Consider the following 25190-nt stretch of genomic DNA (forward strand, 5'->3'; position numbering starts at 1 on the left):
TAGCCGCGCACCCCGAGGGGGCACGGCGGTCTCGGGGGGACGAACAATGGGTGTCGAACGCGGTCTCGACGGACTCCGGAACGTCCTGGACGGGCTCGGGTTTCCCCTGACCCGGGACGAGGCGGTCGCGGCGGCCCTGGACGCGGGCGCCGACGAGGAGATGGTGAGCGCCCTGCGGGCCATGCCGAACGCCGAGTACAACGAGGCCAAGGAGATCCTGGCCGCCGTACCGCTGCCCGAGCGCGAACCGGACTCACACACCGAGTCCGCGCGGTCCCGGGAGCGCGGCCAGCGCTAGACCCCGCCCCTCCGGGAAAACGCAGGTCACGGGCGCGTAAGACTGAGGTCAACCTCTCAAAAGGGACACCCGAGTACATTCCAAAATAAAGGTTAGGTTAGGCTCTCCTTCATCCCTAGACCTGGAGGAGAACCACCATGAAGTCCCCCGGCCGTCCCGTCACGGCGCTCTCACTCATTCTCGCGTCGTCCCTGGTCATCGCGGGCTGCTCCAACGAGACCCCGGACACCGACGACTCCTCCGCCGGGGGCGCCACGGTCGAGATCGAGGACAACAACGGCACGCAGACGGTGAACTCCCCCGCCGCGTCCGTGGTCGCCCTCGACAACCGGACCTTCGAGACCCTCTCCGACTGGGACGTCGAGCTGTCAGCCGCCGCCGTGTCGCTCATGCCCGACACCATCGGCTACACGCAGGACGACTCGATCATCGACATCGGCACGCACAACGAGCCCGACCTCGAAGCGATCGTCGCCGCCGAGCCGGACCTCGTCGTCAACGGCCAGCGCTTCACCCAGTACCAGGACGACATCACCTCCCTGGTCCCCGACGCCGCCGTCCTGGACCTCGACCCGCGCGAGGGCGAGCCCTTCGACGCCGAGCTCAAGCGCCAGGTCACCGTGCTCGGCGAGGTCTTCGACAAGCAGGACGAGGCCGCCCAGCTCACGGACGACTTCGACGCCGCCGTCGAGCGCGTCCAGGCGGCCTACGACGAGGACCTGACCGTCATGGCCGTCACCACCTCCGGCGGCGAGATCGGCTACCTGGCTCCCAGCGTCGGCCGCACCCTCGGCCCGGCCTTCGACATCCTCGGACTCACCCCCGCACTGGAGGTCGACGGCGCCAGCGACGACCACCAGGGCGACGACATCTCCGTCGAGGCCATCGCCGACTCCAACCCCGACTGGATCCTCGTGATGGACCGCGACGCCGCCGTCGCCGCCGACGAGGCCGGGTACGAGACCGCCGAGAACATCCTGTCGAGCTCCGAGGCGCTCTCCGGCGTGTCCGCCGTGAAGGACGAGCAGATCGTCCACATGCCCGTGGACACCTACACCAACGAGGGCATCCAGACCTACACCGAGTTCTTCAACGCGTTCGCGGACGCCCTGGAGGCCCGGGCTTGATCACGCTCGACCCCGGAGCACGCGCCGACGCCACCGGGTACGTCGGCGCGTGCCCCCGCACCGGGGGTGCCCGGACGTGACACCCGCGACCCCGTCCCCGTCGCGCACCCGGCACAAGGGGCGGCTGTTCGACTGGAAGCTGCTCATCGGCGTCGCCGTCGTGGGCGCCCTCCTCGCGCTGTCCCTGGCCACCGGTGTGTACGACATCCGAGGCGCCGACGACGGCGGCGAGATGTTCGCGATCACCCGGATCCCGCGCACCGTCGCCCTCGTCCTCGCGGGCGCCGCCATGGCCATGTCCGGACTGGTCATGCAGCTGCTGACCCAGAACCGCTTCGTCGAGCCGACCACCACCGGGACCACCGAGTGGGCGGGCCTCGGCCTGCTCACGGTGATGATCCTGATGCCGGGCGCGAGCATCGGCACCCGCATGGCCGGGGCGATCCTCGCGGCGTTCGTCGGCACGATGGTGTTCTTCCTCTTCCTGCGCCGCGTCACCCTGCGCTCCTCCCTGATCGTCCCGATCGTGGGCATCATGCTCGGTGCCGTCGTCAGTTCGGTGTCGACCTTCGTCGCGCTCCAGACCGACATGCTCCAGAACCTCGGCGTGTGGTTCGCGGGCAGTTTCACCTCGGTCCTGCGCGGACAGTACGAACCGCTGTGGATCGTGGCCGTCGTGGCCGTCGCGGTGTTCGTCGTCGCGGACCGGTTCACCGTCGCCGGTCTGGGCGAGGAGGTCTCCACCAACGTCGGCCTGAACTACAACCGGGTCATCCTGCTCGGCACCACCCTCATCGCGGTGGCGACCGGCGTGGTGACCGTGGTGGTGGGCAACCTGCCGTTCCTCGGGCTCATCGTCCCCAACATCGTCTCGATGTTCCGTGGCGACGACCTGCGCGGGAACCTGCCGTGGGTGTGCCTGCTCGGAGTCGGCATCGTCACGGTGTGCGACCTGGTCGGCCGGACCATCGTCATGCCCTTCGAGGTTCCCGTGTCCCTCATCCTCGGCGTCGTCGGCGCCGTGGTGTTCATCCTTCTCCTGTTGAGGCAGCGCCGCCGTGGCTGAGTCGACCGTTCCCCGGGCGCGGACCTCCCGGACCCTGCCCACACCGCGCGCCCGCCTCCGCTACCGGATCGTCGTCTCGGTCCTCGTGGTCCTCACGGTCGGCTTCGCCTTCGGACTGCTGGCCTGGGACAACCCGATGCCGGTGGGCTCGGACGGGTTCTGGCGCATCGCGGAGCTGCGGGCCACCAACGTGGTGGTCATGGCCGTGGTGGCGATCTGCCAGGCCATCGCCACGGTGAGCTTCCAGACCGTGACCAACAACCGCATCATCACCCCGTCGATCATGGGGTTCGAGGCGCTCTACGTCGCCGTCCAGACCTCGGCGGTGTACTTCCTGGGCGTCGCGGGCGTCCTCGCCGTCGCGGGCCTCCCGCAGTTCCTGCTCCAGATCGCGCTGATGGTCGGGTTCGCCATGCTGCTGTACGGCTGGCTGCTGTCCGGCCGCTACGGCAACCTCCAGGTGATGCTGCTCATCGGCATCATCATCGGCGGCGGCCTCGCGTCGGTCTCCACGTTCATGCAGCGCCTGCTCACCCCCAGCGAGTTCGACGTGCTGGCCGCGCGGCTGTTCGGCAACGTCTCCAACGCCGACGCCTCGTACCTGCCCGTGGCGATCCCGCTGTGCCTGGTGGCCGCGACCCTGCTGGTGCTGGGTTCGCGGCGCCTGAACATCGTGGCGCTGGGCCGGGACGCCTGCACCGGGCTGGGCCTGAACCACCGGCGCGAGACCATGCGGGTGCTCTTCCTGGTGTCGGTGCTCATGGCGGTCTCCACCGCCCTCGTGGGCCCGATGACCTTCCTCGGCTTCCTCGTCGCGACCCTGGCCTACCAGTTCGCCGACACGTACGACCACCGGTACGTGTTCCCGGTCGCCGCGCTGACCTGCTTCGTCGTGCTCAGCGGCGCCTACTTCGTCATGCGGAACGTCTTCTACGCCAACGGGGTGGTCTCGATCATCATCGAGTTCGTCGGCGGCCTGGTGTTCCTGTTCGTCATCCTCAGAAAGGGTCGGCTGTGATCACCCTCGAAGGCGTGCGCAAGGACTACGGCGGCGAGGTCACGATCGGCCCCGTGGACCTGGAGATCCCCCGGGGCGGTGTGACCGCCCTGGTCGGCCCGAACGGCGCCGGGAAGTCCACCCTCCTCACCATGGTGGGGCGGCTGCTCGGCCTCGACGCCGGCACCATCGAGATCGCCGGGTACGACGTCGCGAGGACGCCCTCCAAGGACCTGGCCAAGGTCGTCTCGGTGCTGCGCCAGGAGAACCACTTCATCACCCGGCTGACGGTACGCCAGCTCGTCGCCTTCGGCCGCTTCCCCCACTCCAGGGGGCGGCTGACGGTGGCCGACGAGGAGGTGGTCAGCCGCGCGATCGACTTCCTGGACCTCACCGAGCTGGAGGGCCGCTACCTCGACCAGCTGTCGGGCGGCCAGCGCCAGCGCGCGTACGTGGCGATGGTGCTGTGCCAGGACACCGAGTACGTGCTGCTCGACGAGCCGCTGAACAACCTCGACATGCGCCACTCGGTGCAGATGATGAAGCACCTGAGCCGGGCCGCGGCCGAGCTCGACCGGACGATCGTGATCGTGCTGCACGACATCAACTTCGCGGGCCACTACGCGGACCACATCTGCGCGGTCAAGGACGGGGCGGTCGTCGAGTTCGGCACCCCGGCGGAGATCATGACCGACGACGTCCTCACCCGGGTGTTCGACACCCCGGTGACCGTCGTCGACGGCCCGAACGGACCGCTCGCCGTCTACTACTGATCCCGGGATACTGGGGTGGTGAGCACCCCTCCGGCCGAAGTGACCGTCACCCCCGACCTCGTCCGCCGGCTCCTGCGGGAGCAGCACCCCGACCTCGCGGATCTGCCGGTCGCCCCCGTCTCCCACGGTTGGGACAACACCCTCCTCAGCCTGGGCGAGCACCTGTGCGTGCGCATGCCTCGGCGGGCGGCGGCCGCCGCGCTGGTCCTGAACGAACAGCGCTGGCTGCCCGGGATCGCCGGGCGCGTGGGCGTCCCCGTCCCGGTGCCCGTGCGGGTGGGCCGACCCGGGCACGGCTACCCCTGGCACTGGTCGGTCGTCCCGTGGTTCAAGGGCCGCACCGCCGCCGAGGTCCCGGTGGACGAACGCTCCGACCTGGTCGAACCCCTCGCTCTGTTCCTGTCCCGGCTGCACGTGCCCGCTCCGGTCGACGCTCCCCGCAACCCGGTCCGGGGGGTGCCCCTGCGCGAGCGCGACGCCCGGGTGCGCGAACGCCTGGCCGCCAGCCCCGACCCGCGCGCCCCGGAACTGCTCGCCCTGTGGGAGGAGCTGCTCCCGACCCCCGAGTGGGCCGGTCCGGCGCTCTGGCTGCACGGGGACCCGCACCCCGCCAACCTCCTGGTCGGCTCGGTCGACCGCACCCGTGAGCGGGGCCGCCTCGACCTCGTCGCGGTCCTGGACTTCGGTGACCTCACCTCCGGCGACCCCGCCTCGGACCTCGCCGCCGCCTGGCTGGCCTTCGGCCCCGAGGACCGCGCCCGTCTGCGCGCCCGCCTGGACCGCCGCCGGGGGATCGACTCCCCCACCTGGGACCGCGCCCGCGCCTGGGCGCTCCTGTACTCCACCCTGCTGTGCGCCAGCGCCCCGGAGCACCCGCTGCTGGGTGCCATCGGGGAGCACACGGTCACCCAGCTGCTGGACGCGTAGGCCGACCGGGCCCGATCCGGGCGGGGGCCTGGTCAGACCAGGTCCGGCGGAGGCGCACAATGGTCCGAAACCCACCCGGACCCGACAGGTGATGATCGTGAGCAGACCAGGACCGACCGTGAAGTCCCTGATGGAGGCGTTGGAGGGCCCGGTCCACGGACTGGTCTCGGCGCCCCGGGGGCTGGACGCCCTGGTGCACTCCGTGGTGGTGGCCCACCCCGACGACCCGGTGCCCCCGGGGTCCCTGGTCGTCGCCCCGGCCGGTGGCGCCGAGGCCGTCACGCTCGCCCGGCGGGCCGTGCGGGGCGGGGCGAGCGCCGTCGCCGTACCCGGGACGCCCGACGACGGGCTGCGCGACCTCGACCTCGCCGTACTCTCCGTGGACCCCGCCCTGGCCGCCGCGGAGTTCGCGGCCCTCGCCCGGACCGCGCTGGACTCCTTCGACCCCGAGGACCGGCACCGGGACCTGTTCTCCCTCGCCCAGACCGTCGCGACGCTGACCGGCGGGATCGTCAGCATCGAGGACGGCGCGAACCGGGTGCTGGCCTACTCGGCCTCCCACGAGGGCGCCGACGAGCTGCGCCAGCAGACCATCCTCGGCCGCGACTGCCCGGCGTCCTTCATCGCGCACCTGCGCGCGTGGGGCGTGGACGAGCGCATCCGCGCCGGTGAGGTCGTCGAGGTCGCGGAACGCCCCGACCTCGGCGCCTCCCGCAGGAGGGTGGTGGGCATCCGGGCCGGGGAGCGGCCCCTCGGGAGCATCTGGGTGCAGCAGGCCGACCGTCCCCTGTCTCCCACCAGCGACCAGGTGCTCCGGGGCGCGGCTCGCCTGGCCGCCGTCCACGTGTCACGCGTGAACAGCGGGGCCCGCGCCACCGGCCACGACACCGGAGAACTGTCCATGGGGCTGCTGACCGGCGCCTTCGACACCGACGCGCTCGCCCGGCACCTGGGCGTGGACCCCGCCACTCCTGTCTCGGTGATCGCCCTGGCCCTGCGGGAGGAGGAGGTGGACCAGCCGTGGCGGCTGCACCAGGCCGCCGAGGTGGTCTCGGTGTACGCGGCGGCCTACCGCAGGAACGCGCTGGTCATCCCGGCCTGCGGCCTCCTCTACGTCCTGCTGCCCACGCCCTCCGGGCAGGCGCCGCTCGCGTGGGTCCGGGAGCTGGTGGGGATGCTGCGCCAGCACCACGGCACCCCGGTGCAGGGCTCCGTGGCGGGGGTGGCGCCCCGGATGCGCGGGGTGCCCGCGCTGAAGAAGCACGCGAGCCGGGTCCTGGAGGTCATCGCGGACGACCCCGACCGGCTGGTCGCCGACTACGAGGAGACGCGTTCCTCGGTGGTGCTGCGTGAGGTGGTCGAGTACCTCGCGGAGCGCCCCCACCTGCGCGACGAGCGGTTGGACTCCCTCGACGACGAGCAGCGCAGGTCCCTCGCGGCCTACCTGGACGCCTTCGGTGACGTGACCAGTGCGGCGACCGGTCTGCACGTCCACCCCAACACCCTCCGCCACCGCATCCGGCGGATCTGCGCGCTCACCGGGCTCGACCTGGACGACGCCGACCAGCGGCTCCTGGCGTCGGTCAGCCTGCGGGTGTGACCGGCGACGGGTCGCGGTCCGGCCGCCCTCAGGTCTCCCCGAGATCACGGCCGACCTGCGGTGATCCCCGTGCGAGGCCGCGTTGTCGCGGCCGACACCGCCCCGCCCGGCTTGTCGTCGGTTCGGACAACGGTGACGGGCGCCACCCGCTCCTAGGCTCCAGGCCGTACTCACGGGCTCTGCCTTCCGCCCGTGGAACCCGTCCCCGTCTGGAGCCCCGTCCATGAGTCCCGAGAGCACGAGCGCGTCCGACGCGCAGGCCCGCCCACCCAGGGCCAAGGTCCTGGTGGCCAGTCTGACCGGAAGCACGATCGAGTGGTTCGACTTCTTCCTCTACGGCACGGCCGCCGCCCTCGTCTTCAACAAGCTCTTCTTCCCCTCGGACGACCCGCTCGTCTCGTTGATGCTGTCGTACCTGACCTTCTCGCTGACGTTCTTCATCCGACCGCTCGGCGGCGTCCTGTTCTCGCACATCGGTGACCGGATCGGCCGGAAGAAGACGCTGATCATCACGCTGTCGCTCATGGGCGGCGCGACGATGCTCATCGGGCTGCTGCCCACCTACGACAGCATCGGGATCCTCGCGCCGGTCCTCCTGGTGTTCCTGCGGATCGTGCAGGGCCTGGGCATCGGCGGGGAGTGGGGCGGGGCGCTGCTGCTCGCCTACGAGTACGCCCCGGAGAACCGTCGCGGCTTCTTCGGATCCGTGCCGCAGATGGGCATCACCTCCGGGATGCTGCTGGCCAGCCTCGCGCTGACCCTCATGTCGCTGATGCCGGACGACCAGTTCGAGACCTGGGGCTGGCGGGTCCCGTTCGTGGCCAGCGTCCTCCTGGTGCTGCTGGGTCTGTGGATCCGTTCCGGGATCGACGAGACCCCCACCTTCCGCCAGGCCAAGGAGGAGGGGAACGTCGCCAAGCTGCCCGTCGCGGAGACCTTCCGCCACCACTGGCGGGCGGTGCTCGTCGCCGTGGGCGCGAAGATCGTGGAGACCGCGCCCTTCTACGTCTTCGGCACCTTCGTGGTCAGCTACGCGACCGGGACCCTGAGCTTCGACAACACGACCGCGCTCAACGCGGTGACCATCGGCGCGGTCGTGGCGACCGTGTGCATCCCGCTCGCGGGACGGCTCTCCGACACGTTCGGCCGCCAGCGCGTCTACCTGGTCGGCGCCGCCGCCCTGGGCCTGTTCACCGCCCCGTACTTCCTGATGCTGGGGACCGGCAGCAACCTCATGCTGATCCTGGCCACCGTGATCGGCCTGGGTGTCCTGTGGGCGCCCGTGACCGCCACCATCGGCACCCTGAGCTCGGAGATCTTCTCCACGCGCGTGCGCTACACGGGGGTGACCCTCGGCTACCAGATCGGCGCGGCGCTCGCGGGCGGCACCGCGCCGCTGATCGCGACCTGGCTGCTGTCCCGGTTCGACGACTCGTGGGTGCCGATCGCCGTGTACCTGAGCCTCACCGCCGTGGTCTCGATCGTCGCGGTGTCCTTCGCCCACCGGATCTCGGACGTGGAGGACCGCCACCTGGCCCGTACGACCGACTCCGGGGTCTGACCGCACACGGGGGAGGGCGGCCCGGACCGGCGCCGCCCTCCCCCGGAACGTCGTGTCCGGGTGTCCTCGCGTGGCCCGAGGAGGTCAGGGGGTGACGATCGCGAAGTCGGGGTCGGGCCGGTCCAGCACCTCCATGACCCGCCGGACCGCGTCCAGGTCCCCGTCGTGGTCGATCCCCTCCGTGTCCCCGTGCGCGAGCAGGGCCAGGAGCCGGGGTTTGGTCAGGCGCAGGGTCAGGTCCGCGTCCCCGTCGCCCTCCCCCTCGGTGGGCCAGTGGACGAAGACCCCGTTGGACACCCGGGTCCGGTACGACTCCCCCAGGTCGGTCAGGGTCCAGTCGATGACCACGGACAGCGCGGCGGCACGGTGGCCGTCCACCCGGATGGAGACCGTGTCGAAGAGCTGGGTGACGGTGAGCATGGCGGCCATGCTCGACGACCCGAGGCCGGTGTGCACCACGCCCTCGCGCAGCTCGCTCGCGCCGGTCAGGTAGCAGTTGCGCCAGGTCGCGTTCTCGGCGCCCTCCCCGAGCCGCTGGAACACCGAGGCCAGGAGCTCCCTCGCCCCGGTGTGCGACGGGTCCGCGAACACCGCGTGCCGCAGCAGCTGGGCGGCGAACCGCGGGTCCCCGTCGTCCGCGTACGCGCGGGCCCTGGCCACCACGGTGTCCGTGCCCCCGATGGTGTCCACGTACCGGCGGGCGCTCTCCACCGGCGGGTGCTCCCAGAGCGAGGCGGGGTTGCCGTCGTACCAGCCCAGGTAGCGCTGGTAGATCGCCTTCACGTTGTGGGAGAGCGAACCGTAGTAGCCACGGGTGCTCCAGGCCCGTTCCAGCCCCTCCGGCAACCGCAGTTCCTCCGCGATCTCCGGGCCGGTGAGTCCCCGGTTGAGCAGGCGCAGGGTCTGGTCGTGCATGAACGCGTACAGGTCGCGCTGCTCGGACAGGTATCCCACGATCCGGTCGTGGCCCCAGGTCGGCCAGTGGTGGGAGGCGAACAGCACGTCCGCCCGGTCCGCGTACAGCTGGACGGCCTCGTTGAGGTAGCGGGACCACACACGGGCGTCGCGCACCACCGCGCCGCGCAGGGTGAGGATGTTGTGCATGGTGTGGGTGGCGTTCTCCGCCATGCACAGGGCCCTGTGGTCGGGCAGCAGGAAGTTCATCTCCGAGGGCGCCTCGGTCCCGGGCGTCATCTGGAAGACGAACCGGACCCCGTCCACCACCTCCTCCTGGCCGGTGCGGGTGACGTCCACAGTGGGCGGCACCAGGCTGGGCGTGCCCGTGGAGACCGCCGCCCCCAGCCCCATGCCGACGGCCCCGTCGGGCCCGACCCCCAGGTTGGCGCCCGAGTAGTACATGCCGCGCCGCAGCATGGCGGGGCCCGCGTACACGTTCTCCACCACGGAGTGCTCCAGGAAACCCTCGGGCGCGAGGATGGGCACGTCGTCCCGCTCCGGGTCGATCACCCCGAGGGCGCCGCCGAAGTGGTCGAGGTGCGAGTGCGTGTAGAGCAGTCCCGTCACGGGCCGCTCGCCCCGGTGCTCCCGGTACAGGGTCAGGGCGGCCGCGGCGGTCTCCGCCGAGACGAGCGGGTCGACGACCACCACACCGCGTTCGCCCTCGATCAGCGTCATGTTCGACAGGTCCAGGCCCCGGACCTGGTAGACGCCCTCGGTGACCTCGTACAGGCCCTGCCGGGCGCACAGCCGGGCCTGGCGCCACAGGCTCGGATGGACGGAGTCGGGGCGTTCGCCCTCCAGGAACCCGAAGGCGTCACCGTCCCACACCACCCGGCCCCGGTCGTCGCGCACCACCCCGGGGACCAGCGCGCCGACGAACCCCCGGTCGGCGTCCTCGAAGTCCGTCCCGTCCTCGTAGCCGGGCTCTGTCATGGCCGTCCCTCCGTCTGAGCGCTCGTGCGTCGGGCCGACCGGCCCGACCTCCATGGTCGGCACCGGTCCCCTAACGGACCCCCGGCGCCGCGCCAACTCCACGTCATCTTCCGGTACCGACGCGGTCGGGTCCCTCACCCCGCGCCGGGGTCCGCCGTCCCGTCGACCACGACGACCGTCCCCGTGGCGCCGTCGACCCGCAGCAGGTCCCCGGTGCGGATCACGGTGGTGGCGTTCCGGACGCAGATCACCGCCGGTATCCCGTACTCGCGGGCGACCGTGGGGCCGTGCGCGATCGGTGAACCGGTCTCGGAGACCAGCCCTGCGGCGGTCATGAACAGCGGGGTCCAGCCCGGGTCGGTGGTGGGGGCCACGAGGATCTCGCCGGGTTCGATCCGGGCGCCGACCGGGTCGAGGACCACGCGGGCACGCCCCTCGGCCCGGCCCGGCGCGGCCGGCATCCCCGGCAGCCCGCCCCGCTCCGAGGCCGGAGCGGGAAGCGTGGCCTCCACGTCGGTGCCGTCGGTCAGGAGGGTCCCCGGCACCGTGCGGCGGCGCAGCTCCCGTCCGTGGACGCGGCGGCGCCCGGCCACGAGCTCCCGCTGGTCTGCGCCCTCCACGGCCGCTCGGACCTCGTCCACACGCAGGAAGAAGACGTCGTCGGCCCCGGCCAGCAGTCCCTCGTCCGCCAGGTCCTCCCCGACCAGGAGCAGTTGGCGGCGTATCTCCGCGAACGGCACCAGCCAGGCGAACTTGGCGTACTCGCGCATGCCCGCGAGTTCACGGGAGCGGCGCATGAGGAAGACGGCGATCGTCCCGCGCACCGGGCGGCTCCGCACGGCCCGGGAACCGAGCTCCGCGAGCTTGGTCTCGGCGACGGCCCGGGCCCGCTCGAACCTGCGGTCCGGCGCCTGGTCGGGGTCCTTGAGCCGGAGGTAGTTGGCGACCGTCCCGAACACGGGCGCGGGGTCCTCGCGCCATCGCGGGACACCGATGTCCACCTCGGCGGCGGCCCGGTGCCCGTAGGCGTCCAGGAACGCGTCCAAGCCGATGTCGGGCAACTCTCCGCGCAGGTACCGGGCGGAGAGCTCCTCCGGGGGCGTGCCGGTGAACAGGTCTCCATGGGTGCGGGCCCGTTCGGCGACCCGCCACAGGGCCAGGTCCATCTCTGTGGTGACGTTGTGCGCCAGACCGCCCAGGACGGTGTCGGTCTCCGCCTTCGTGGCGACGCCGCCGAGCAGGGCCGCCGGGGCCGTGCCGGTGACGATCCCGGCGAAGACCGGGCCGATCACCGCCATGAGGTCCCGGCCGAGCATCGCGTCGAAGGCCGGTCCGTGGATCCAGTCCCACCGTCGTGCCGGGCTCGTCCCGGCTCCCGGGCCGCGCAGGGTGCGCAGACGGGCCACGGCGGCGTGGGCGCGGTCCCGGGCCGCGCGGGGCCGGGCCAGGGCGTACCCGACGCCGAGCACGGCGGCGGGCAGGAGGGTGGCGGCGACCCTGAGCCCCGTGGACGCGGAGAACGGCAGTCCGGGGCGGGGGGCGAAGCGCGGGTCGTCGAGCACGTGCTCCACCGCCGCGCGCACCCGGGGTCCGTACACGTCCATGCCCCGGGCCACCCTCCGCCGGAGCGGAGCGCTCCTCAGGAGGGGGGACAGGTCGGCGTACAGCCGACCACCGACGCCGACCATCAGGGGGTCGGGGTCGGGGTCGACGGTCCCGGCGGCGCCCCCGGCCCCCGACCACCAGCGGGTCCACACCTGCTGGAGCAGGGAGAGGCCGAGCGGGGTGAAGGGGCGGAGCATGCCCTGCATGTGCCCGGTCTCCATGTAGAAGCGGGGCAGGTCGGGAAGGCCCTGCGGGGGCAGCGGGAAGAGGGTGGTGACGGGGCGGGACTGGAGCAGCCACAGGGTGCCGTCGCGGTCGTGGGACCACTCGACGTCCTGCGGGGAGCCGAAGAGCGTCTGGAGGCGCCGCCCGGTCGCGGCCAGCTCGACGACCTGGGCCCGGGTGAGGCAGCCCCCGTCCTCGTTCGGGCCGTGCCCGTCGTCGACCGTGTAGTGGTCGGGTTCGACCGAGCCGTCCACGACCGCGGTGCCCGAACCGCGCACCGCGTCCACCACGGTGCGGGTACGGGTGCCGGTGAGCGGGTCGGCGGTGAACATGACCCCGGCGGTGGCGGAGTCCACCATGCGCTGCACGACCACCGCCATGCCCACGTCGGCCCGGTCGATCCCGTTGGCCCGGCGGTAGGCGACGGCCCGTTCGTTGTCGAGGGAGGCCCAGCAGCGGCGGACCGCGTCCACGACGGCGTCCGCGCCCTCGACGTCGAGGTAGGTGTCCTGCTGTCCGGCGAAGCTGGCGTCGGGCAGGTCCTCGGCGGTCGCGCTGGAGCGCACCGCGACCCTGCCCCCGCCCCGTGCCTCGTAGGCGCGGGTGACCTGCTCGGCGGGGACCGTGCCGGACGCGTACGCGGCGGTGGTCACGCAGAATCCGGCGGGGACCCGCTCCCCGGCGGCGGCCATCTCGCCGAGGTTGGCCGCCTTGCCTCCCACGAGTGTCCCCATGTCACGGCGGATCTCGTCCAGTCCGACGATGTGGTTCCGTAATCCCATGCGGTGAGTCTTCCCCGAACCGGGACGGTTCCACCCGGGTCAGGCGGCCCGGCGGACCAGTTCGCGGACCTGCTCGGGGAACTCGTAGGGGGCCAGGTGACCGGCCTTCTCCAGCACGTGCAGATCGGTGTCCAGGAACCGGCGGGCCGGGCCGTGCAGGCGGGCCGGGGAGAAGAACACGTCGTCCGAACCGGTGGCCACGGTGACGTTCCGCTGCTGCCAGGCCAGCAGGGACTCGGTGGGGAGCGGCCCCGGCGCGAGGCTGGTGCGGCAGTACCTGCCGACCATCGTCATCCACGCCGCGAACGGGTGGAGGGGGCGGCGGAAGTCGGGTCCGCTCATGAAGTTGAGCAGCCTCGTGCTCTTGTCGTCGCGCGGACCGATCATCCAGGGCAGGGTCACCCGCATCAGCTCGGGCGGGGTCGCCGCGTTGGTGAGCCCGGCCGGGTTCACCAGGACCATCCCCTTGACCAGGTCACGGGGCTTCGAGGCCAGGGCGACCGCCGCGCCCAGGGAGTGGCCGAGCACCACCGCCGGGCGGTCCACCAGTTCGGGCAGCACCTCGTCGAACCATCTGCCGTACGCCTCGGCGCGGTGTCCCCGGGGGCGCACGCCGCAGCTGAGCCCGGGCTGCCCGGGCAGGTCCACGAGGTAGACGTCCCGTTCCTCCGTCATGTCGGAGGCGGGTGAGGCGCTGAGCGCGCTGTTGAAGTTGGTGCCGCTGAGCACGACCACGGGGGTTCCGGGCCCACCGGGCATCCGGAAGGCGCGGGTGGGGCCGATCGACGTGGCGATCTCCGGCAGGAAGACCAGGTCGGGGTACTCGTCGAGCCGCTCCCTGCACCATCCTCGGACGGTCCGCTCCGCGAGTTCGGAACGGTAGACACGAGCTCCGTGGGGAGTGGTCTCCGGCATGGGCGCACCTGGTTTCGGGTAGGGATGAGCGCTTCGCCGACCAGTCTTCCCGGCACACCTGACCGGCACTCTACGCGCGTTCCCCCGGTCCGGCCAACCGTGGGCGGGGCTTCGACCTCCGATTCGACAGCCCTGGGCATAGTACCTGTTCAGGGGCTATATTGACCGGAGCGCTCCGAGCTCGTCGGCACCGTCTGTCCCTGGTGAAACATGGCCGGAACTGGACATATGCGGCACCATCGACGAACATGGGCGCGGCGCCACACGCGCCAATGGTGTGCCGGGAAGACTGGTCGGCGTCCCTACGACCCATGTCCGGAGCACACCGTAATGACGAGGACCAGCGCGATTCCTTCGCGCGCGCTGCGCAGAAGCCGCTTCGGTGAGCGCCACAAGCTCCCGGTCGGGAACCCCCGCCCGCACGGCACCAACGGTTACACCACCTCGTGGGGCACCAACGCGCACGGCGAACTCAGTTCCTGCCCGCCGGGACCCGGCTGACCGCGTCCCTCCGACGCGTTCCGAACCGCTCCCCATCCGTGTCGCCGCGCGTACCGCACCGGTCGCCCCCTGGGCCCGCCATGCCTCCGTCGCGCGGCACAACGCCGTGAAAGGACAGTGGCGTGGTGCTGCTGCTTCTGATGATCGTGCTCGCACTGACCGTGGCGAGCACACCCTTACTGGACAGACTGCTGGGACGTAACGCGGGCTGGCCCGTCGCCGCCGTGTTCCTCGGCCTCACCGTGCTCGTGGCCGCCCAGGCCCCGCAGGTGCTGGGCGCCGGGGTCCCGCTGGAGTTCTCCCGGCCCTGGATGCCCCAGATCGGGGTCTCCCTCCACCTGCGCATGGACGGCCTCGGCTGGCTGTTCACCATGCTGGTGACCGGCATCGGCGCGCTGATCATGGCGTACTCGACCCGGTACTTCCCGCCCGGCCGCCGCCTCGGCTTCTACTTCCTGATGTCCCTCTTCGCCCTGGCGATGACGGGCCTGGTCCTGGCCGACGACGTGGTGCTGCTCTTCGTGTTCTGGGAGCTCACCACGATCGCGTCCTTCTACCTGATCGGCCTGTCCGGGGTGTCGGCCAGCCGCCCGGCGATCCGCACGTTCCTGCTCACCGCCATGGGCGGCCTCGCGCTGCTCGCGGCGGTCGTGCTGCTCATCGTGCGCACCGGCACCACCCAGCTGAGCGCGATCCTGGCGGACACCTCCTGGACCCAGGACACCGGGTTCGCGTCGCTGGTGGCCGTCCTGGTCGCCGTCGCCGTGTTCACGAAGTCGGCGCAGTTCCCGTTCCACTACTGGCTGCCGGACGCCATGGCGGCGAGCACGCCCGTCAGCGCCTACCTGCACGCGGCGGCGATGGTGAAGGCCGGGATCTACCTGGCCATGCGCTTCACGCCCGCCTTCGGTGACCTGATGGTGTGGAACACGCTGCTGATCACCCTGGGTCTGACCACCGCCGTCATCGGCGCGGTCTTCGCCCTGCAACAGCACGACCTCAAGAGGCTCGCCGCCTTCTCCACCGTCAGCCAGCTCGGCTTCCTGGTGGCGGTGATCGGTGTGGGCACCCCCGCCGCCCTGGTCGCGGCCGCGGTCCACACCGTGGCGCACGCCCTGTTCAAGTCGGCGCTGTTCATGGTGGTCGGCCTGGTCGACATCCAGACCGGCACCCGTGACCTGCGCCAGCTGGGCGGCCTGCGTCGGCGGATGCCGGTCACCGCGACCGTCGCCGCCCTGTCCGCGCTCTCCATGGCGGGCATCCCGCCGCTGCTCGGGTTCATCAGCAAGGAGAACCTCTTCGAGTCGCTGCTGCACGCACCCGGCCCGGCGTGGTTCGGCCCGGTGGCCGGAGCCGTCGCGGTCGCCGCGGCAGCGTTCACCTTCGCGTACTCCTTCCGGTTCGTGTACGGGGCGTTCGGGGGTGAGCCGAGGGGCGACTCCCAGGAGCGCGCCGCGACAGAGGCGCGCTCCAGCTTCTGGTTCCCGGCGATCCTCGCGTCCCTGGGCGGTGTGCTGCTCGGTCTGACCGTCCCGGCCCTGGACCCGCTGGTCAACGAGGTGGCCCTGAACGCCACCCACCAGGCGGCCGACGCGCACCTGCTGCTGTGGCACGGGGTCAACGCCGCCCTCGGCATGTCCGCGCTGGCGATCGGCCTGGGCGCCCTGCTGTCCTGGCGGAGCCGTTCCGGTGAGGCACTGGCCGGACGCGACCTCGTACCGGTGACCGGTGTGCGGGTCTTCGAGGCCCTGTACGACGGCGTCATCCGGGTGGGCAGGCGCACCGGCGACCTCACCCGCACCGACTCCCCCGCCTTCCACCTGGGTGTGCCGATGGTGCTGATCATCGCGCTGGCCCTGGTCGCCGTGGTGTTCCGCCTGGACCTGCCGCCACCGGCCGGGCAGACCTCACTGGGCCTGGACTGGCTCCTCGTGGGCCTGATGGTGGTGGCCGTCGGAGCCGCCGTGGTCACCCGCTCCCGGATGGCGGGTCTGGCCCTGGTCGGCGTGGCCGGGTTCACCGTCGCCCTGTGGCTGTTCTTCCTGGGCGCCTTCGACGTGGCCCTCACCCAGCTGCTGGTGGAGATCCTGACCGTGGTCGTCGCGGTGCTGGTGCTGCGCCGCCTGCCGCGCCGCTTCCACAGCGTCCGGCGCCGCCGCACCGTCCTGACCGCCGCGATCGCGATCGGCGCCGGTCTGGCCGCCGGTCTGGGCGCCTACGCCCTCACCGGTCGGCGCGAGCTCTCGCCCGTGGCCGACTACCTCCTGGCCAACGCCCCGGAGGACACCGGCGGCACCAACGTGGTCAACACGATCCTGGTCGACTACCGAGCCCTGGACACCCTGGGCGAGCTCACCGTCCTCGGTGTGGCGGGCCTGATCATCATCGCGGTGATCCGGTCCAGCGACCTGCTCCCGGTGCACTCCTCGCGCCAGGTGGTCGTGGGCCCGACCAACGCCGCGCACGACCCCGCCGACAACACGGTGCTGATGCGCACGGTCGGCCGCTTCCTGATGCCGCTCCTGGTCATCTGGTCGCTGTACCTGCTGTTCCGCGGCCACAACGAACCCGGCGGCGGGTTCATCGCCGGTCTCGTCGGCGGTGCGGGCTTCGCGCTGACCTACCTCTCGGCGGCCAGCGACAAGGCGGCGCGTATCCGCCTGGCCTATCCCGCGATCATCGGCACCGGTGTGCTGGTGGCCGCGTTCTCCGGGTTCCTGGGCTACCTGGAGGGCTCGTTCCTCAAGCCGCTGCACGCGGAGATCCCGCTGGCCTGGGGCGACTACTTCCACTTCACGACGGCGTTCGTCTTCGACATCGGCGTCTACCTGGCGGTCGTGGGCGTCCTGCTCACCGCGCTCAACGAGCTGGGGCTCGAACGCGGCAGCCCTGGCTCCGACGGTTCGGCCCCGCCCGGGTCCGACACGGGGGTGTCCCCGGACACCGACGCACACGACCTGGACGGCTCCACCACGGGAGGCAAGCGATGACCCTCGCCATCACCATCGGCGTCATGGTCGCCGGAGGCGTCTACCTGATGCTCCAGCGCGGCATGGTGCGTATCGTCCTGGGCCTCATCCTGGTGGGCCACGCCGTGAACCTGCTGATCATGTCGGCGGGCGGCATCTTCCGCCGTGACCTGCCCCTGCTCCAGTTCGGCACCGCGCCGACGGCCGCCGACCCGCTGCCCCAGGCGTTCGTGCTCACCGCGATCGTGATCGCCTTCTCCATCGCGATCTACATGCTCACCCTCGCCGCCTCCGGCAGCGACGACGACACCGAGGACGCCTCATGAACGCGGCGCTGCTGCCTCTCTTCGTCGCGGTGCCGCTGGTCGGCGCCGGACTGCTGATCGTCCTGCGCGGGCCCCTGTGGCTGCGCCGGACCCTGCTGCTCCTGCCCACCGCGGTGTCGCTGCTCGGCGCCTCGGGTCTCGTCTGGCTCACCCGCGACGGCGCCGTGTTCGCCCACAACGTGGGCCTGTGGCAGAACGGGGTCGCCATCCCGTTCGTGGCCGACGTCTTCAGCGCGCTCATGCTGTGGACCACCTCGCTCCTGGCACTGGTGTGCTCGGCGTTCGCGATGGCCACCGGGGACGACCGGCGGTCGTTCTTCTCCCCGCTGGTCCTGGTGCTGGCGGCCGGTGTGTCCGGTGCGCTGCTCACCGGCGACATCTTCAACATGTTCGTGTTCATCGAGGTCATGCTGCTGCCGTCGTACGGTCTGCTGGCGATGCTCGGTGCCATGGGCAGGCTGCGCGCCGGACGGATCTACGTCACGGTCAACCTGCTCACGTCCACGATCTTCCTCGCGGGTGTGGCGCTGGTCTACGCCGCCGCCGGAACCGTGCACATGGGCGAGCTGGCCGGGGCCGCGAAGGACGACCCGATGGTCGCGGTCGGCATGGGCGTGGTCATCCTCGCCCTGTCGATCAAGGCCGCGGTCGTCCCGGTGCACGGCTGGCTGGCCCGCACCTACCCGGCCGCCTCCCCGGCGATCACCGCCCTGTTCTCCGGCCTGCACACCAAGGTGGCGATCTACGCGATCTACCGCCTGTACGCGCTGGTCTTCGACGGGGACGCCAAGTTCCTGTGGATCGGCGTCGTGGCCTTCACCCTCACCATGCTCATCGGCGTGATGGGCGCGGTCGGTGAGGGCACCACCCGCTCGATCCTGGTGTTCCACATGATCAGCCAGATCGGGTACATCCTGCTCGGGGTCGCCCTGTTCACCGAGCTCGGGCTCATGGCGGGCATCTTCTACCTGATCCACCACATGATCGTGAAGGCGTCGCTCTTCCTGTCGACGGGCGCGATCGAGCACACCTACGGAACCGGCGCGCTGGACCGGCTCGGCGGCATCGCCAAGCGGGAGCCGCTGCTGGCCCTGGTGTTCATGGGCGCGGCCCTGTCCCTGGCCGGACTGCCGCCGTTCTCCGGGTTCGTCGCCAAGCTCACCCTGGTCGTGGCGGCCGTGGATGACGCCCAGTGGACCGCCATGGCGGTGATGATCGCGGTCAGCCTGATCACCCTCATGTCGATGCTGAAGATCTGGGGCGGCGTGTTCTGGGGCAAGGCCCCGGACGAGGACGTCTCCCCCGTCTCGGCCGACCCCAACGGTGCGGTCGCCACCGCGACCCGCACCACACCGAGGATCCGGACGGCGCTGATCGTGCCGGGCCTGATCCTGACAGCCACGACCCTGGGCATCGGTCTGGGCGCCCAGGTCCTGCTCGACCTCAGCGCACAGGCCGCGAACGGGCTCATGGACACTTCCGGATACGTCGAGGCGGTGCTGGGACGATGATCCACCCGATGTGGGCACCGCGAGTGCTCTGGTTCCCCTTCTACGCGGGCGCCGAGATCGTGAAGACCTCCCTCCAGGTGATGTGGGACATCGTCACCCCGGGCAGTTCCGCGACCCCGGCCTTCGTGGAGGTCCCGGTGCGCTGCCGGACCGACCTGGAGTTCACCCTGCTGGCCAACCTGATCTCCCTGACACCGGGAACGGTCACGGTGGCCGTGCGCCGCTCACCCGCCACCCTGTGGGTGCACGGGCTGTACGTGGAGGACCGCGCGTCCTTCCAGCAGGAGATCCACGCCATGGAGGACCGCGTCCTGGGAGTCACCCGCCCGGCGGGCCCGCCGGAGAGCGTCCCTGTTGAGGGGGAACGGAACTGATGCAGCTCATCGACATCGGCCTGGCCGCGATCGTGCTGGCCATGGCCATCGCCGCCTACCGCATCCTGACCGGCCCCTCGGCCGCCGACCGGGGCGCCGCCTCGGACATCATCTTCTTCGGCTTCGTCGGGCTGGTCGCCATGCTCGGCTTCCGGCTGGACACCGAGCTGGTCGTGGACATCGTCCTGGTGTGCGCGCTGACCGGCTTCCTCGCCGCCCTGTCCCTGGCCCGCCTGATCACCGGAGGTAAGCGATGAACCCGCTGGACGTCGCCGGGGTGGCCTGCATGGTCGCCGGCGGCCTGGTGTTCCTGGTCGGGGCGGTCGGTCTGCTCCGCCTCCAGGACTTCTACGCCCGGCTCAGCGGGGTGGGGATCGCGGGCGGACTCGGGACGGCGCTGGTGCTGCTCGGTCTGCTCCTGCACTACCCGTCCGTGGAGAACGCGGTCAAGATCGGCCTGGCCCTGCTCATCCAGCTGGCCACGGCGGCGGTCGGCGGCAACGCCATCGCCCGGGCCGGCTACCTGACCGGGGTGCGACCCACCGAGAACACGAGGTTCGACGACCTGGCCGCCACGGAGAAGGACTCCTAGTCGACGGCCGAGGGCCCCGTCCTCCGCGCGAGCGGACGGCGGGGCCCTCCGTCGTATGGTGCGCAGTCCCACAGGGCGCGGTACCCGTCGGCTCGGAGGCCGTGTGCTAGGTTCGTGAGGTTGCCATCGCGGTGCCCGTGTTCTCGGGCGTTCTCCGCGTTGCCGTTCCAGAGCCGGTCATCTGGCAGTCGTTCTCCGACAGGCACCGGTTCGTCCGCCACGACCCCCAGCGCTACGTGTGGGCCGTGGATATCGAAGTATTTTCCCCCACGCAGTCTCGGTGTCACTCGCCGAAGCACTGCTGTGGACTTCCGACCCGGCCTATGTCGTCGGCGAAAGGTCATCTGTGAACCATCCCCGTACCAACGCACGTCGCGACCGCACTTCCAACGGTTCCCGCGGCGGCTCCGGCTCCTACGGCCGCCCGCGTCCCCGTCGTTCCTTCGACGGTCCCCGTCGCGGCGGCGGCAACCAGGGCCGCCCCGGCGGCGGCTCGCGCTTCTCCGGCGGCGAGTTCGCGCTGCCGACCACCGTCAACCCCGGGCTCGACCCGGTGGACGACTTCCAGGCCCTGGACATGCCCGCTCCGCTCAAGGAGACGCTGGCCCGCCAGGGGCTGACCACGCCCTCCACGATCCAGGCGGCCACGCTGCCGAACTCGCTGGCCAGGCGGGACGTCCTCGGCCGCAGCCAGACGGGCTCGGGCAAGACCCTCGCCTTCGGCCTGGCTCTGCTGGCCCGGCTGGAGGGCCGCAAGGCCGAGGAGCGGCACCCGCTGGCCGTGGTGCTGGCGCCGACCCGCGAGCTCGCCCAGCAGGTCACCGACTCCCTCACGCCCTACGCCCGTTCGGTGCGGGTGCGCATGGCGACCGTGGTGGGCGGCATGCCCATCCACCGCCAGGCCCGTTCCCTGCGCCAGGGCGTCGAACTGGTCGTGGCCACGCCCGGCCGTCTGCGCGACCTCATGGAGCGCGGCGACTGCGTCCTGGACCAGGTCGAGGCCGTGGTGCTCGACGAGGCCGACCAGATGACCGACATGGGCTTCATGCCGCAGGTCACCGCGATCCTGGAGCAGGTCCCGTCCGACGGTCAGCGCATGCTGTTCTCGGCCACCCTGGACCGGAACGTGGACCAGCTGGTCCGCCGCTTCCTCAACGACCCGGTGGTGCACTCGGTCGACCCGTCCGAGGGCGCGGTCTCGACCATGGAGCACCACGTCCTGCACGTGTCCCACGCGGACAAGCAGGCCACCGCCACCCACATCGCGGCCCGCGACGGCCAGGTCATCATGTTCCTGGACACCAAGCACGCCGTGGACCGGATGGCGCAGCACCTGCTGGCCAGCGGCGTCCGGGCGGCACCGCTGCACGGCGGCCGCTCCCAGCCGCAGCGCACCCGCACCCTCAAGCAGTTCAAGGAGGGCACGGTCACCGCGCTGATCGCCACGAACGTCGCCGCGCGCGGCATCCACGTGGACGGCCTGGACCTGGTCGTGAACATCGACCCGCCCACCGACCACAAGGACTACCTGCACCGCGGCGGCCGTACCGCCCGCGCGGGCGAGTCCGGCAACGTGGTCACGCTCGTGACGCCCAACCAGCGCCGCGACATGACCCGCCTGATGTACCGCGCGCGGATCGAGCCGCAGATCGCCCAGGTGCACGCCGAGGACCCGGAGCTGGCCCGCGTGACCGGCGCCCGCACCCCGTCCGGTGTGCCGGTGAGCCTGCCCGCCGAGCCGCGCCGGGAGAACCGTCAGCGCGGTCCGCGCGGCGGTCAGGGCGGTCCTCGTGGCGGCTACGGCGGCCCGCGCTCGGGTGGGTCCTCCCGCCCGCGCCGTCCGCGTCGCGCCCCGCAGGACTAGGCACCGACCTCACGAGCCCCGTCACACCCGTGGCGGGGCTCCGTCGTGTCACCTGCGCGCTGACGACAGCGCCACCCCGGCCACGATGAGCACCGCGCAGACCGCCTGGGCTCCCGTGACGGGTTCCCCGATGGTCAGGTACGCGAGGGCCGCCACGCAGACCGGCTGGAGGTAGTAGAGGACCCCGGCGCGGGTGGCGCCGATCATCTCCACGGACCTGTTCCACAGGAAGAACGCCAGCGCCGAGGAGGCGGCCCCGATGTAGAGCAGGGCCGCGAGGTTCCCCGGTGTCGGGGTGAAGCCGCCCTGCGTCGTCACGGAGACGATCTGCGCGGGGAGCAGCATGACCAGCCCGAAGAGAACCGTGGCGGCGAGGAAGACCACGGCGGGCAGCCCCTGGGGTTTGCGCCTGAGCAGCGCGGAGTACCCGGCGAAGGTGAACATGGCCGCGAGCATCCAGAGGTCGCCGGTGGCGAGGTCCATGGTGAGGAGCACCCCGACGTCGCCCTTGGTGATCAGGCCGACCACGGCCGCCAGGGCGACGGCCATGCCCGTGACGCGCAGCGGGGACAGGCGTTCCCCGCCGATCACGGCGAAGACCGCGATCGCCACCGGGGAGGCCGCCGCGATGAGCGCGAGGTTGGTGGCCGACGTGGTGTGCCCCGCGACGTAGATCAGGGTGTTGAAGAGCGTGACGCCGAGCAGGCTGACCAGGGCGATGTAGGGGGCGCGCTCCCGGATGGTCCGCCGGTGTTCCCACAGCCCCCTGGCCGCGAACGGCAGCAGGACGACCAGGGCGATCGCCCACCTCCAGAAGGCGGTCTGGACGGGTGGGATCTCCCCGGAGACGACCCGGGCGATGACGAAGTTCCCGGACCAGATGAGGGTGGCGGCCGCCGCCAGGAGCGGCCCCCACCACACGGCCCCTCGGGGGGCGGTCGTCCGTTCTTCGGGCTCGGTACTGGTCACGTTGGTGGACACTCCTTCGGATCATCGGATGAATACGGGTCCGGGCACGGCGGCGACCGCCCCGGAGGGCTCGCGTGCGGAAGGGCCGTCGGGCGGCGAAGGGGAGACGGGCGCGGCCGGTCCGGGGTCAGAGCCCTCGGCGCGGCGGGCGGTCCGGGCACTCGGTCGGGGCCCGGCGAGCGGGCGGCACGGCGTCGGTTCCGAGTGCGGGCAGCACACAGACCTCCAAGGTGGAGAGTGGTGTGCGGCCGGGGCGATTGTCGCACACCCCCGTCCCGGGACGAACGCCCCGGGGCACCCTTGTGGGCGCGGACACCGGATCCCTAGACTCCCCGTGCAAATGTCGGACAACCAGGAGGCCACCGTGACGTCCATGACCCAGCCCACCCGGGCCGAACCCCTGGTCGTGCAGGTCAGCAGGCAGTTCAGGGAGCGCGTCACGACCGGGGCCTGGGCCGTCCACAGCCGTATCCCCGGCGAGAAGCACCTCGCGGAGGAGCTCGGGGTCAGCCGGGGCACCGTCCGCGAGGCCCTGCGCGCCCTCACCGCCGCCGGGCTGCTGGAGCCCCGCGTGGGCGACGGCACCTACGTCCGGGCCAGCGACGAGCTCACCGGCCTGCTCGCCCAGAGCGGCGGCACCGACCTCGAACACGTCCTGGACGTCCGCGCCGTACTGGAGGTCGCCGCCGCCGAACGCGCCGCGCGCCACCGCACCGACGCCCACCTGGACGCCATGCGCGAGGCCGTCGCCGCCCGAGCCGAGGCCGAGCGCGCCGACGACGTGGACGCCTACGTGGCCGCCGACTCCCGCTTCCACCGCGCCGTCGTGGAGGCCGCCCACAACCCGCTGCTCACCCGGCTCTACGACGCGCTCCGGGAGAACGTGGTGGAGTCCATCCGGCGCACCACCTCCCTGCCCGAGGTGCAGGGCCTCAACGACCTGCACGAGGGCCTGCTCGCCGCGGTCGAGGACGGTTCCCCCGAGCACGCCCGCGCCATCGCCGTCGAGCTCGCCGACGAGCTCGGGTTCATCAGCGCCGTCGTCGAGGACGAGACCCGGCCGGGCGGGACCGCGTGAGCGCCCCCGCCACCCAGTCCCCCACCCGCTCCTGGGCGCGCGCCGCCCTGGCTCTGGGCTCGGTGCTGGTGATCGCCTCCTGCCTGCGCCCGGCCCTGACCTCGGTCGGTCCCGTCCTGGAGGCCGTCGGCACCACCACCGGGCTCTCCGACGGCGCCCTGGGGATGCTCACCGCGCTTCCGCTGCTGGGCTTCGCCCTCTTCTCGTCGGTCGTCCACGGCCCCACGGCCCGGTGGGGGGTGGACCGCGTCGTCCTGGCCGCCCTGGCCCTCCTGGCCGCCGGGATCGTGGTCCGCTCCCTCCCGACCCTGGCCACCCTGTGGCTGGGCACCGCGATGATCGGCGCGGCCGTGGCGTTCGGGAACGTGCTCGTCCCGGTGATCCTGCGGCGCGACCACCCGAGGCGGATCGCCCTGTTCACCGGGGTGTCCTCCTCGGTGATGACCGGGTTCGCCGCCCTGGGCGCCGGGCTCTCCGTACCCCTCGCGGCGCTCGCGGGCGGATGGCGGGCGTCGCTGGCCCTGTGGGCGGTTCCGGTGGTGCTCGCCCTGCTGGTCTGGGCGGCCCGGGTCCGCTGGGTCCCCTCCCCCGTGCCCGTCGCCGCCTCAGCCGACTCCCCCGCCGAACCGGCCGGGTCGGTGTGGCGCTCACCGACCGCGTGGCTGGTCACCGCGTTCATGGGGCTCCAGTCCACCGCCTACTTCACCCTGATCAACTGGCTGCCGAGCGTGGAGGCGGCGCGCGGGGTGAGCGCGCAGACCGCCGGGTGGCACCTGTTCGCGTTCCAGATCACCGGGGTGGTGGCCGGGCTGGCCATCACGACCCTGATGGGCCGACGCTCGGAGCAGCGCCCCGCCTGCCTGGCGGTGAGCCTGCTCATCGTGGTGGCCATGGCCGGTCTGCTGTGGTTCCCGGCATGGGGGCCGCTGTGGATCATGGTGGCGGGCGCGGGCACGGGGAGCTCCATCGTGGTGGCGCTGTCCCTGATCGGCCTGCGCGGCCGCACCCAGGCGGAGACCACCCGGCTGTCCGGGATGGCGCAGTCCATGGGCTACCTGCTCGCCGCGTGCGGGCCGATCGCGGCGGGTGTCCTCATCCAGCTCACCGGCGCCACGGACCTCGTGCTGGTCCTGGTGGGCGGCCTGGCGCTGGTCCAGACGGGGGTCGCGCTCGGCGCGGGCCGGGACCGGAGGATCTGAGCGACGAAGGGAGCGCCCCTCCCTGACCCCGGTGAACG

22 protein-coding genes are annotated in these 25190 nt (G+C 71.9%); 18 read left to right on the forward strand and 4 right to left on the reverse strand.

Translation table 11 applies throughout. The features are described 5' to 3' along the window. The first annotated feature begins 46 nt into the window (after positions 1 to 46). From AC0VYL_RS26185 to AC0VYL_RS26220, 8 genes are all read left to right on the forward strand, one after another. Positions 47 to 298, forward strand: a complete 252-nt coding sequence (locus AC0VYL_RS26185; protein WP_475456889.1) for a DUF2795 domain-containing protein — start codon at positions 47 to 49, stop codon at positions 296 to 298. A gap of 137 nt (positions 299 to 435) precedes the next feature. Further along, positions 436 to 1425 (forward strand): siderophore ABC transporter substrate-binding protein, encoded by a 990-nt coding sequence (locus AC0VYL_RS26190; RefSeq protein WP_475481752.1) that lies wholly within the window; start codon positions 436 to 438, stop codon positions 1423 to 1425. Positions 1426 to 1501: 76 nt separating this feature from the next. Beyond that, positions 1502 to 2491, forward strand: coding sequence for an ABC transporter permease (locus tag AC0VYL_RS26195; protein WP_475456893.1), 990 nt, complete (start codon positions 1502 to 1504; stop codon positions 2489 to 2491). Then, a complete protein-coding gene (locus AC0VYL_RS26200) occupies positions 2484 to 3509 on the forward strand; it encodes an iron chelate uptake ABC transporter family permease subunit (RefSeq protein ID WP_475481753.1) in 1026 nt (341 codons plus the stop codon). The genes AC0VYL_RS26195 and AC0VYL_RS26200 overlap by 8 nt, the downstream gene beginning before the upstream one ends. Beyond that, positions 3506 to 4261 (forward strand): iron ABC transporter ATP-binding protein, encoded by a 756-nt coding sequence (locus AC0VYL_RS26205; protein WP_475456897.1) that lies wholly within the window; start codon positions 3506 to 3508, stop codon positions 4259 to 4261. The genes AC0VYL_RS26200 and AC0VYL_RS26205 overlap by 4 nt, the downstream gene beginning before the upstream one ends. Positions 4262 to 4279: 18 nt before the next feature. Then, complete coding sequence (locus AC0VYL_RS26210; RefSeq protein WP_475481754.1) at positions 4280 to 5188, forward strand: phosphotransferase; 909 nt, start codon at positions 4280 to 4282, stop codon at positions 5186 to 5188. A gap of 97 nt (positions 5189 to 5285) precedes the next feature. After that, positions 5286 to 6788 (forward strand): PucR family transcriptional regulator, encoded by a 1503-nt coding sequence (locus tag AC0VYL_RS26215; protein WP_475481755.1) that lies wholly within the window; start codon positions 5286 to 5288, stop codon positions 6786 to 6788. A 223-nt stretch (positions 6789 to 7011) separates the two neighbouring features. Further along, a complete protein-coding gene (locus AC0VYL_RS26220; protein ID WP_475456903.1) occupies positions 7012 to 8349 on the forward strand; it encodes an MFS transporter in 1338 nt (445 codons plus the stop codon). 84 nt (positions 8350 to 8433) lie between these two features. Here the strand turns inward: AC0VYL_RS26220 and AC0VYL_RS26225 are convergent, their stop codons facing one another. From AC0VYL_RS26225 to AC0VYL_RS26235, 3 genes are all read right to left on the reverse strand, one after another. After that, positions 8434 to 10242, reverse strand: coding sequence for an alkyl/aryl-sulfatase (locus AC0VYL_RS26225; protein WP_475481756.1), 1809 nt, complete (start codon positions 10240 to 10242; stop codon positions 8434 to 8436). Positions 10243 to 10376: 134 nt separating this feature from the next. Further along, positions 10377 to 12854: a PEP/pyruvate-binding domain-containing protein gene (locus AC0VYL_RS26230; protein WP_475481757.1), complete on the reverse strand. Its 2478-nt coding sequence runs from the start codon at positions 12852 to 12854 to the stop codon at positions 10377 to 10379. 39 nt (positions 12855 to 12893) lie between these two features. Continuing rightward, on the reverse strand, positions 12894 to 13769 hold the full coding sequence (locus AC0VYL_RS26235; protein ID WP_475456909.1) for an alpha/beta fold hydrolase: 876 nt from the start codon (positions 13767 to 13769) through the stop codon (positions 12894 to 12896). 330 nt (positions 13770 to 14099) lie between these two features. Here AC0VYL_RS26235 and AC0VYL_RS26240 point away from each other — a divergent pair, with 330 nt between their 5' ends. The 8 genes from AC0VYL_RS26240 (at position 14100) to AC0VYL_RS26275 (ending at position 21906) form a co-directional block, all read left to right on the forward strand. Next, positions 14100 to 14270: a hypothetical protein gene (locus tag AC0VYL_RS26240; protein ID WP_475456910.1), complete on the forward strand. Its 171-nt coding sequence runs from the start codon at positions 14100 to 14102 to the stop codon at positions 14268 to 14270. A gap of 122 nt (positions 14271 to 14392) precedes the next feature. After that, complete coding sequence (locus AC0VYL_RS26245) at positions 14393 to 17260, forward strand: DUF4040 family protein (protein ID WP_475481758.1); 2868 nt, start codon at positions 14393 to 14395, stop codon at positions 17258 to 17260. Continuing rightward, entirely contained in the window at positions 17257 to 17565 is a 309-nt protein-coding gene (locus AC0VYL_RS26250) for a sodium:proton antiporter (protein WP_475456914.1), read from the forward strand. Before AC0VYL_RS26245 ends, AC0VYL_RS26250 begins: the two co-directional genes overlap by 4 nt. After that, positions 17562 to 19076, forward strand: coding sequence for a monovalent cation/H+ antiporter subunit D family protein (locus tag AC0VYL_RS26255; RefSeq protein ID WP_475456916.1), 1515 nt, complete (start codon positions 17562 to 17564; stop codon positions 19074 to 19076). The genes AC0VYL_RS26250 and AC0VYL_RS26255 overlap by 4 nt, the downstream gene beginning before the upstream one ends. Next, on the forward strand, positions 19073 to 19450 hold the full coding sequence (locus AC0VYL_RS26260) for a Na+/H+ antiporter subunit E (protein ID WP_475456918.1): 378 nt from the start codon (positions 19073 to 19075) through the stop codon (positions 19448 to 19450). Before AC0VYL_RS26255 ends, AC0VYL_RS26260 begins: the two co-directional genes overlap by 4 nt. Continuing rightward, complete coding sequence (locus tag AC0VYL_RS26265) at positions 19450 to 19707, forward strand: MrpF/PhaF family protein (RefSeq protein ID WP_475456920.1); 258 nt, start codon at positions 19450 to 19452, stop codon at positions 19705 to 19707. The genes AC0VYL_RS26260 and AC0VYL_RS26265 overlap by 1 nt, the downstream gene beginning before the upstream one ends. Continuing rightward, the gene (gene mnhG / locus AC0VYL_RS26270; protein WP_475456922.1) at positions 19704 to 20042 is read left to right on the forward strand and encodes a monovalent cation/H(+) antiporter subunit G; all 339 of its coding nucleotides are present in this window, start codon (positions 19704 to 19706) and stop codon (positions 20040 to 20042) included. The genes AC0VYL_RS26265 and mnhG overlap by 4 nt, the downstream gene beginning before the upstream one ends. A gap of 346 nt (positions 20043 to 20388) precedes the next feature. Beyond that, positions 20389 to 21906 carry a DEAD/DEAH box helicase gene (locus tag AC0VYL_RS26275; RefSeq protein ID WP_475481759.1) on the forward strand — a complete coding sequence of 506 codons (1518 nt, stop codon included), beginning with the start codon at positions 20389 to 20391 and terminating at the stop codon, positions 21904 to 21906. A 48-nt stretch (positions 21907 to 21954) separates the two neighbouring features. On the opposite strand, the gene AC0VYL_RS26280 is transcribed toward AC0VYL_RS26275, so the two are convergent. Then, on the reverse strand, positions 21955 to 22875 hold the full coding sequence (locus tag AC0VYL_RS26280) for a DMT family transporter (protein ID WP_475456926.1): 921 nt from the start codon (positions 22873 to 22875) through the stop codon (positions 21955 to 21957). A gap of 340 nt (positions 22876 to 23215) precedes the next feature. On the opposite strand from AC0VYL_RS26280, the gene AC0VYL_RS26285 reads away from it, so the two are divergent. Together AC0VYL_RS26285 and AC0VYL_RS26290 are read left to right on the forward strand one after the other, a co-directional pair. Then, positions 23216 to 23953, forward strand: a complete 738-nt coding sequence (locus tag AC0VYL_RS26285; protein WP_475481760.1) for a FadR/GntR family transcriptional regulator — start codon at positions 23216 to 23218, stop codon at positions 23951 to 23953. Beyond that, positions 23950 to 25152: an MFS transporter gene (locus AC0VYL_RS26290; RefSeq protein WP_475481761.1), complete on the forward strand. Its 1203-nt coding sequence runs from the start codon at positions 23950 to 23952 to the stop codon at positions 25150 to 25152. Before AC0VYL_RS26285 ends, AC0VYL_RS26290 begins: the two co-directional genes overlap by 4 nt. The last annotated feature ends 38 nt before the right edge of the window (positions 25153 to 25190 follow it).

It is taken from the genome of Nocardiopsis sp. iso_238, assembly GCF_056173325.1.

Coding starts and splice junctions, on each gene's coding strand:
- AC0VYL_RS26185 (WP_475456889.1), top strand. CDS start 47: ATGGGTGTCGAACGCGGTCTCGACGGACTCCGGAACGTCCTGGACGGG.
- AC0VYL_RS26190 (WP_475481752.1), top strand. CDS start 436: ATGAAGTCCCCCGGCCGTCCCGTCACGGCGCTCTCACTCATTCTCGCG.
- AC0VYL_RS26220 (WP_475456903.1), top strand. CDS start 7,012: ATGAGTCCCGAGAGCACGAGCGCGTCCGACGCGCAGGCCCGCCCACCC.
- AC0VYL_RS26225 (WP_475481756.1), bottom strand. CDS start 10,242: ATGACAGAGCCCGGCTACGAGGACGGGACGGACTTCGAGGACGCCGAC.
- AC0VYL_RS26230 (WP_475481757.1), bottom strand. CDS start 12,854: ATGGGATTACGGAACCACATCGTCGGACTGGACGAGATCCGCCGTGAC.
- AC0VYL_RS26235 (WP_475456909.1), bottom strand. CDS start 13,769: ATGCCGGAGACCACTCCCCACGGAGCTCGTGTCTACCGTTCCGAACTC.
- AC0VYL_RS26240 (WP_475456910.1), top strand. CDS start 14,100: ATGACGAGGACCAGCGCGATTCCTTCGCGCGCGCTGCGCAGAAGCCGC.
- AC0VYL_RS26250 (WP_475456914.1), top strand. CDS start 17,257: ATGACCCTCGCCATCACCATCGGCGTCATGGTCGCCGGAGGCGTCTAC.
- AC0VYL_RS26255 (WP_475456916.1), top strand. CDS start 17,562: ATGAACGCGGCGCTGCTGCCTCTCTTCGTCGCGGTGCCGCTGGTCGGC.
- AC0VYL_RS26260 (WP_475456918.1), top strand. CDS start 19,073: ATGATCCACCCGATGTGGGCACCGCGAGTGCTCTGGTTCCCCTTCTAC.
- AC0VYL_RS26265 (WP_475456920.1), top strand. CDS start 19,450: ATGCAGCTCATCGACATCGGCCTGGCCGCGATCGTGCTGGCCATGGCC.
- mnhG (WP_475456922.1), top strand. CDS start 19,704: ATGAACCCGCTGGACGTCGCCGGGGTGGCCTGCATGGTCGCCGGCGGC.
- AC0VYL_RS26285 (WP_475481760.1), top strand. CDS start 23,216: ATGTCGGACAACCAGGAGGCCACCGTGACGTCCATGACCCAGCCCACC.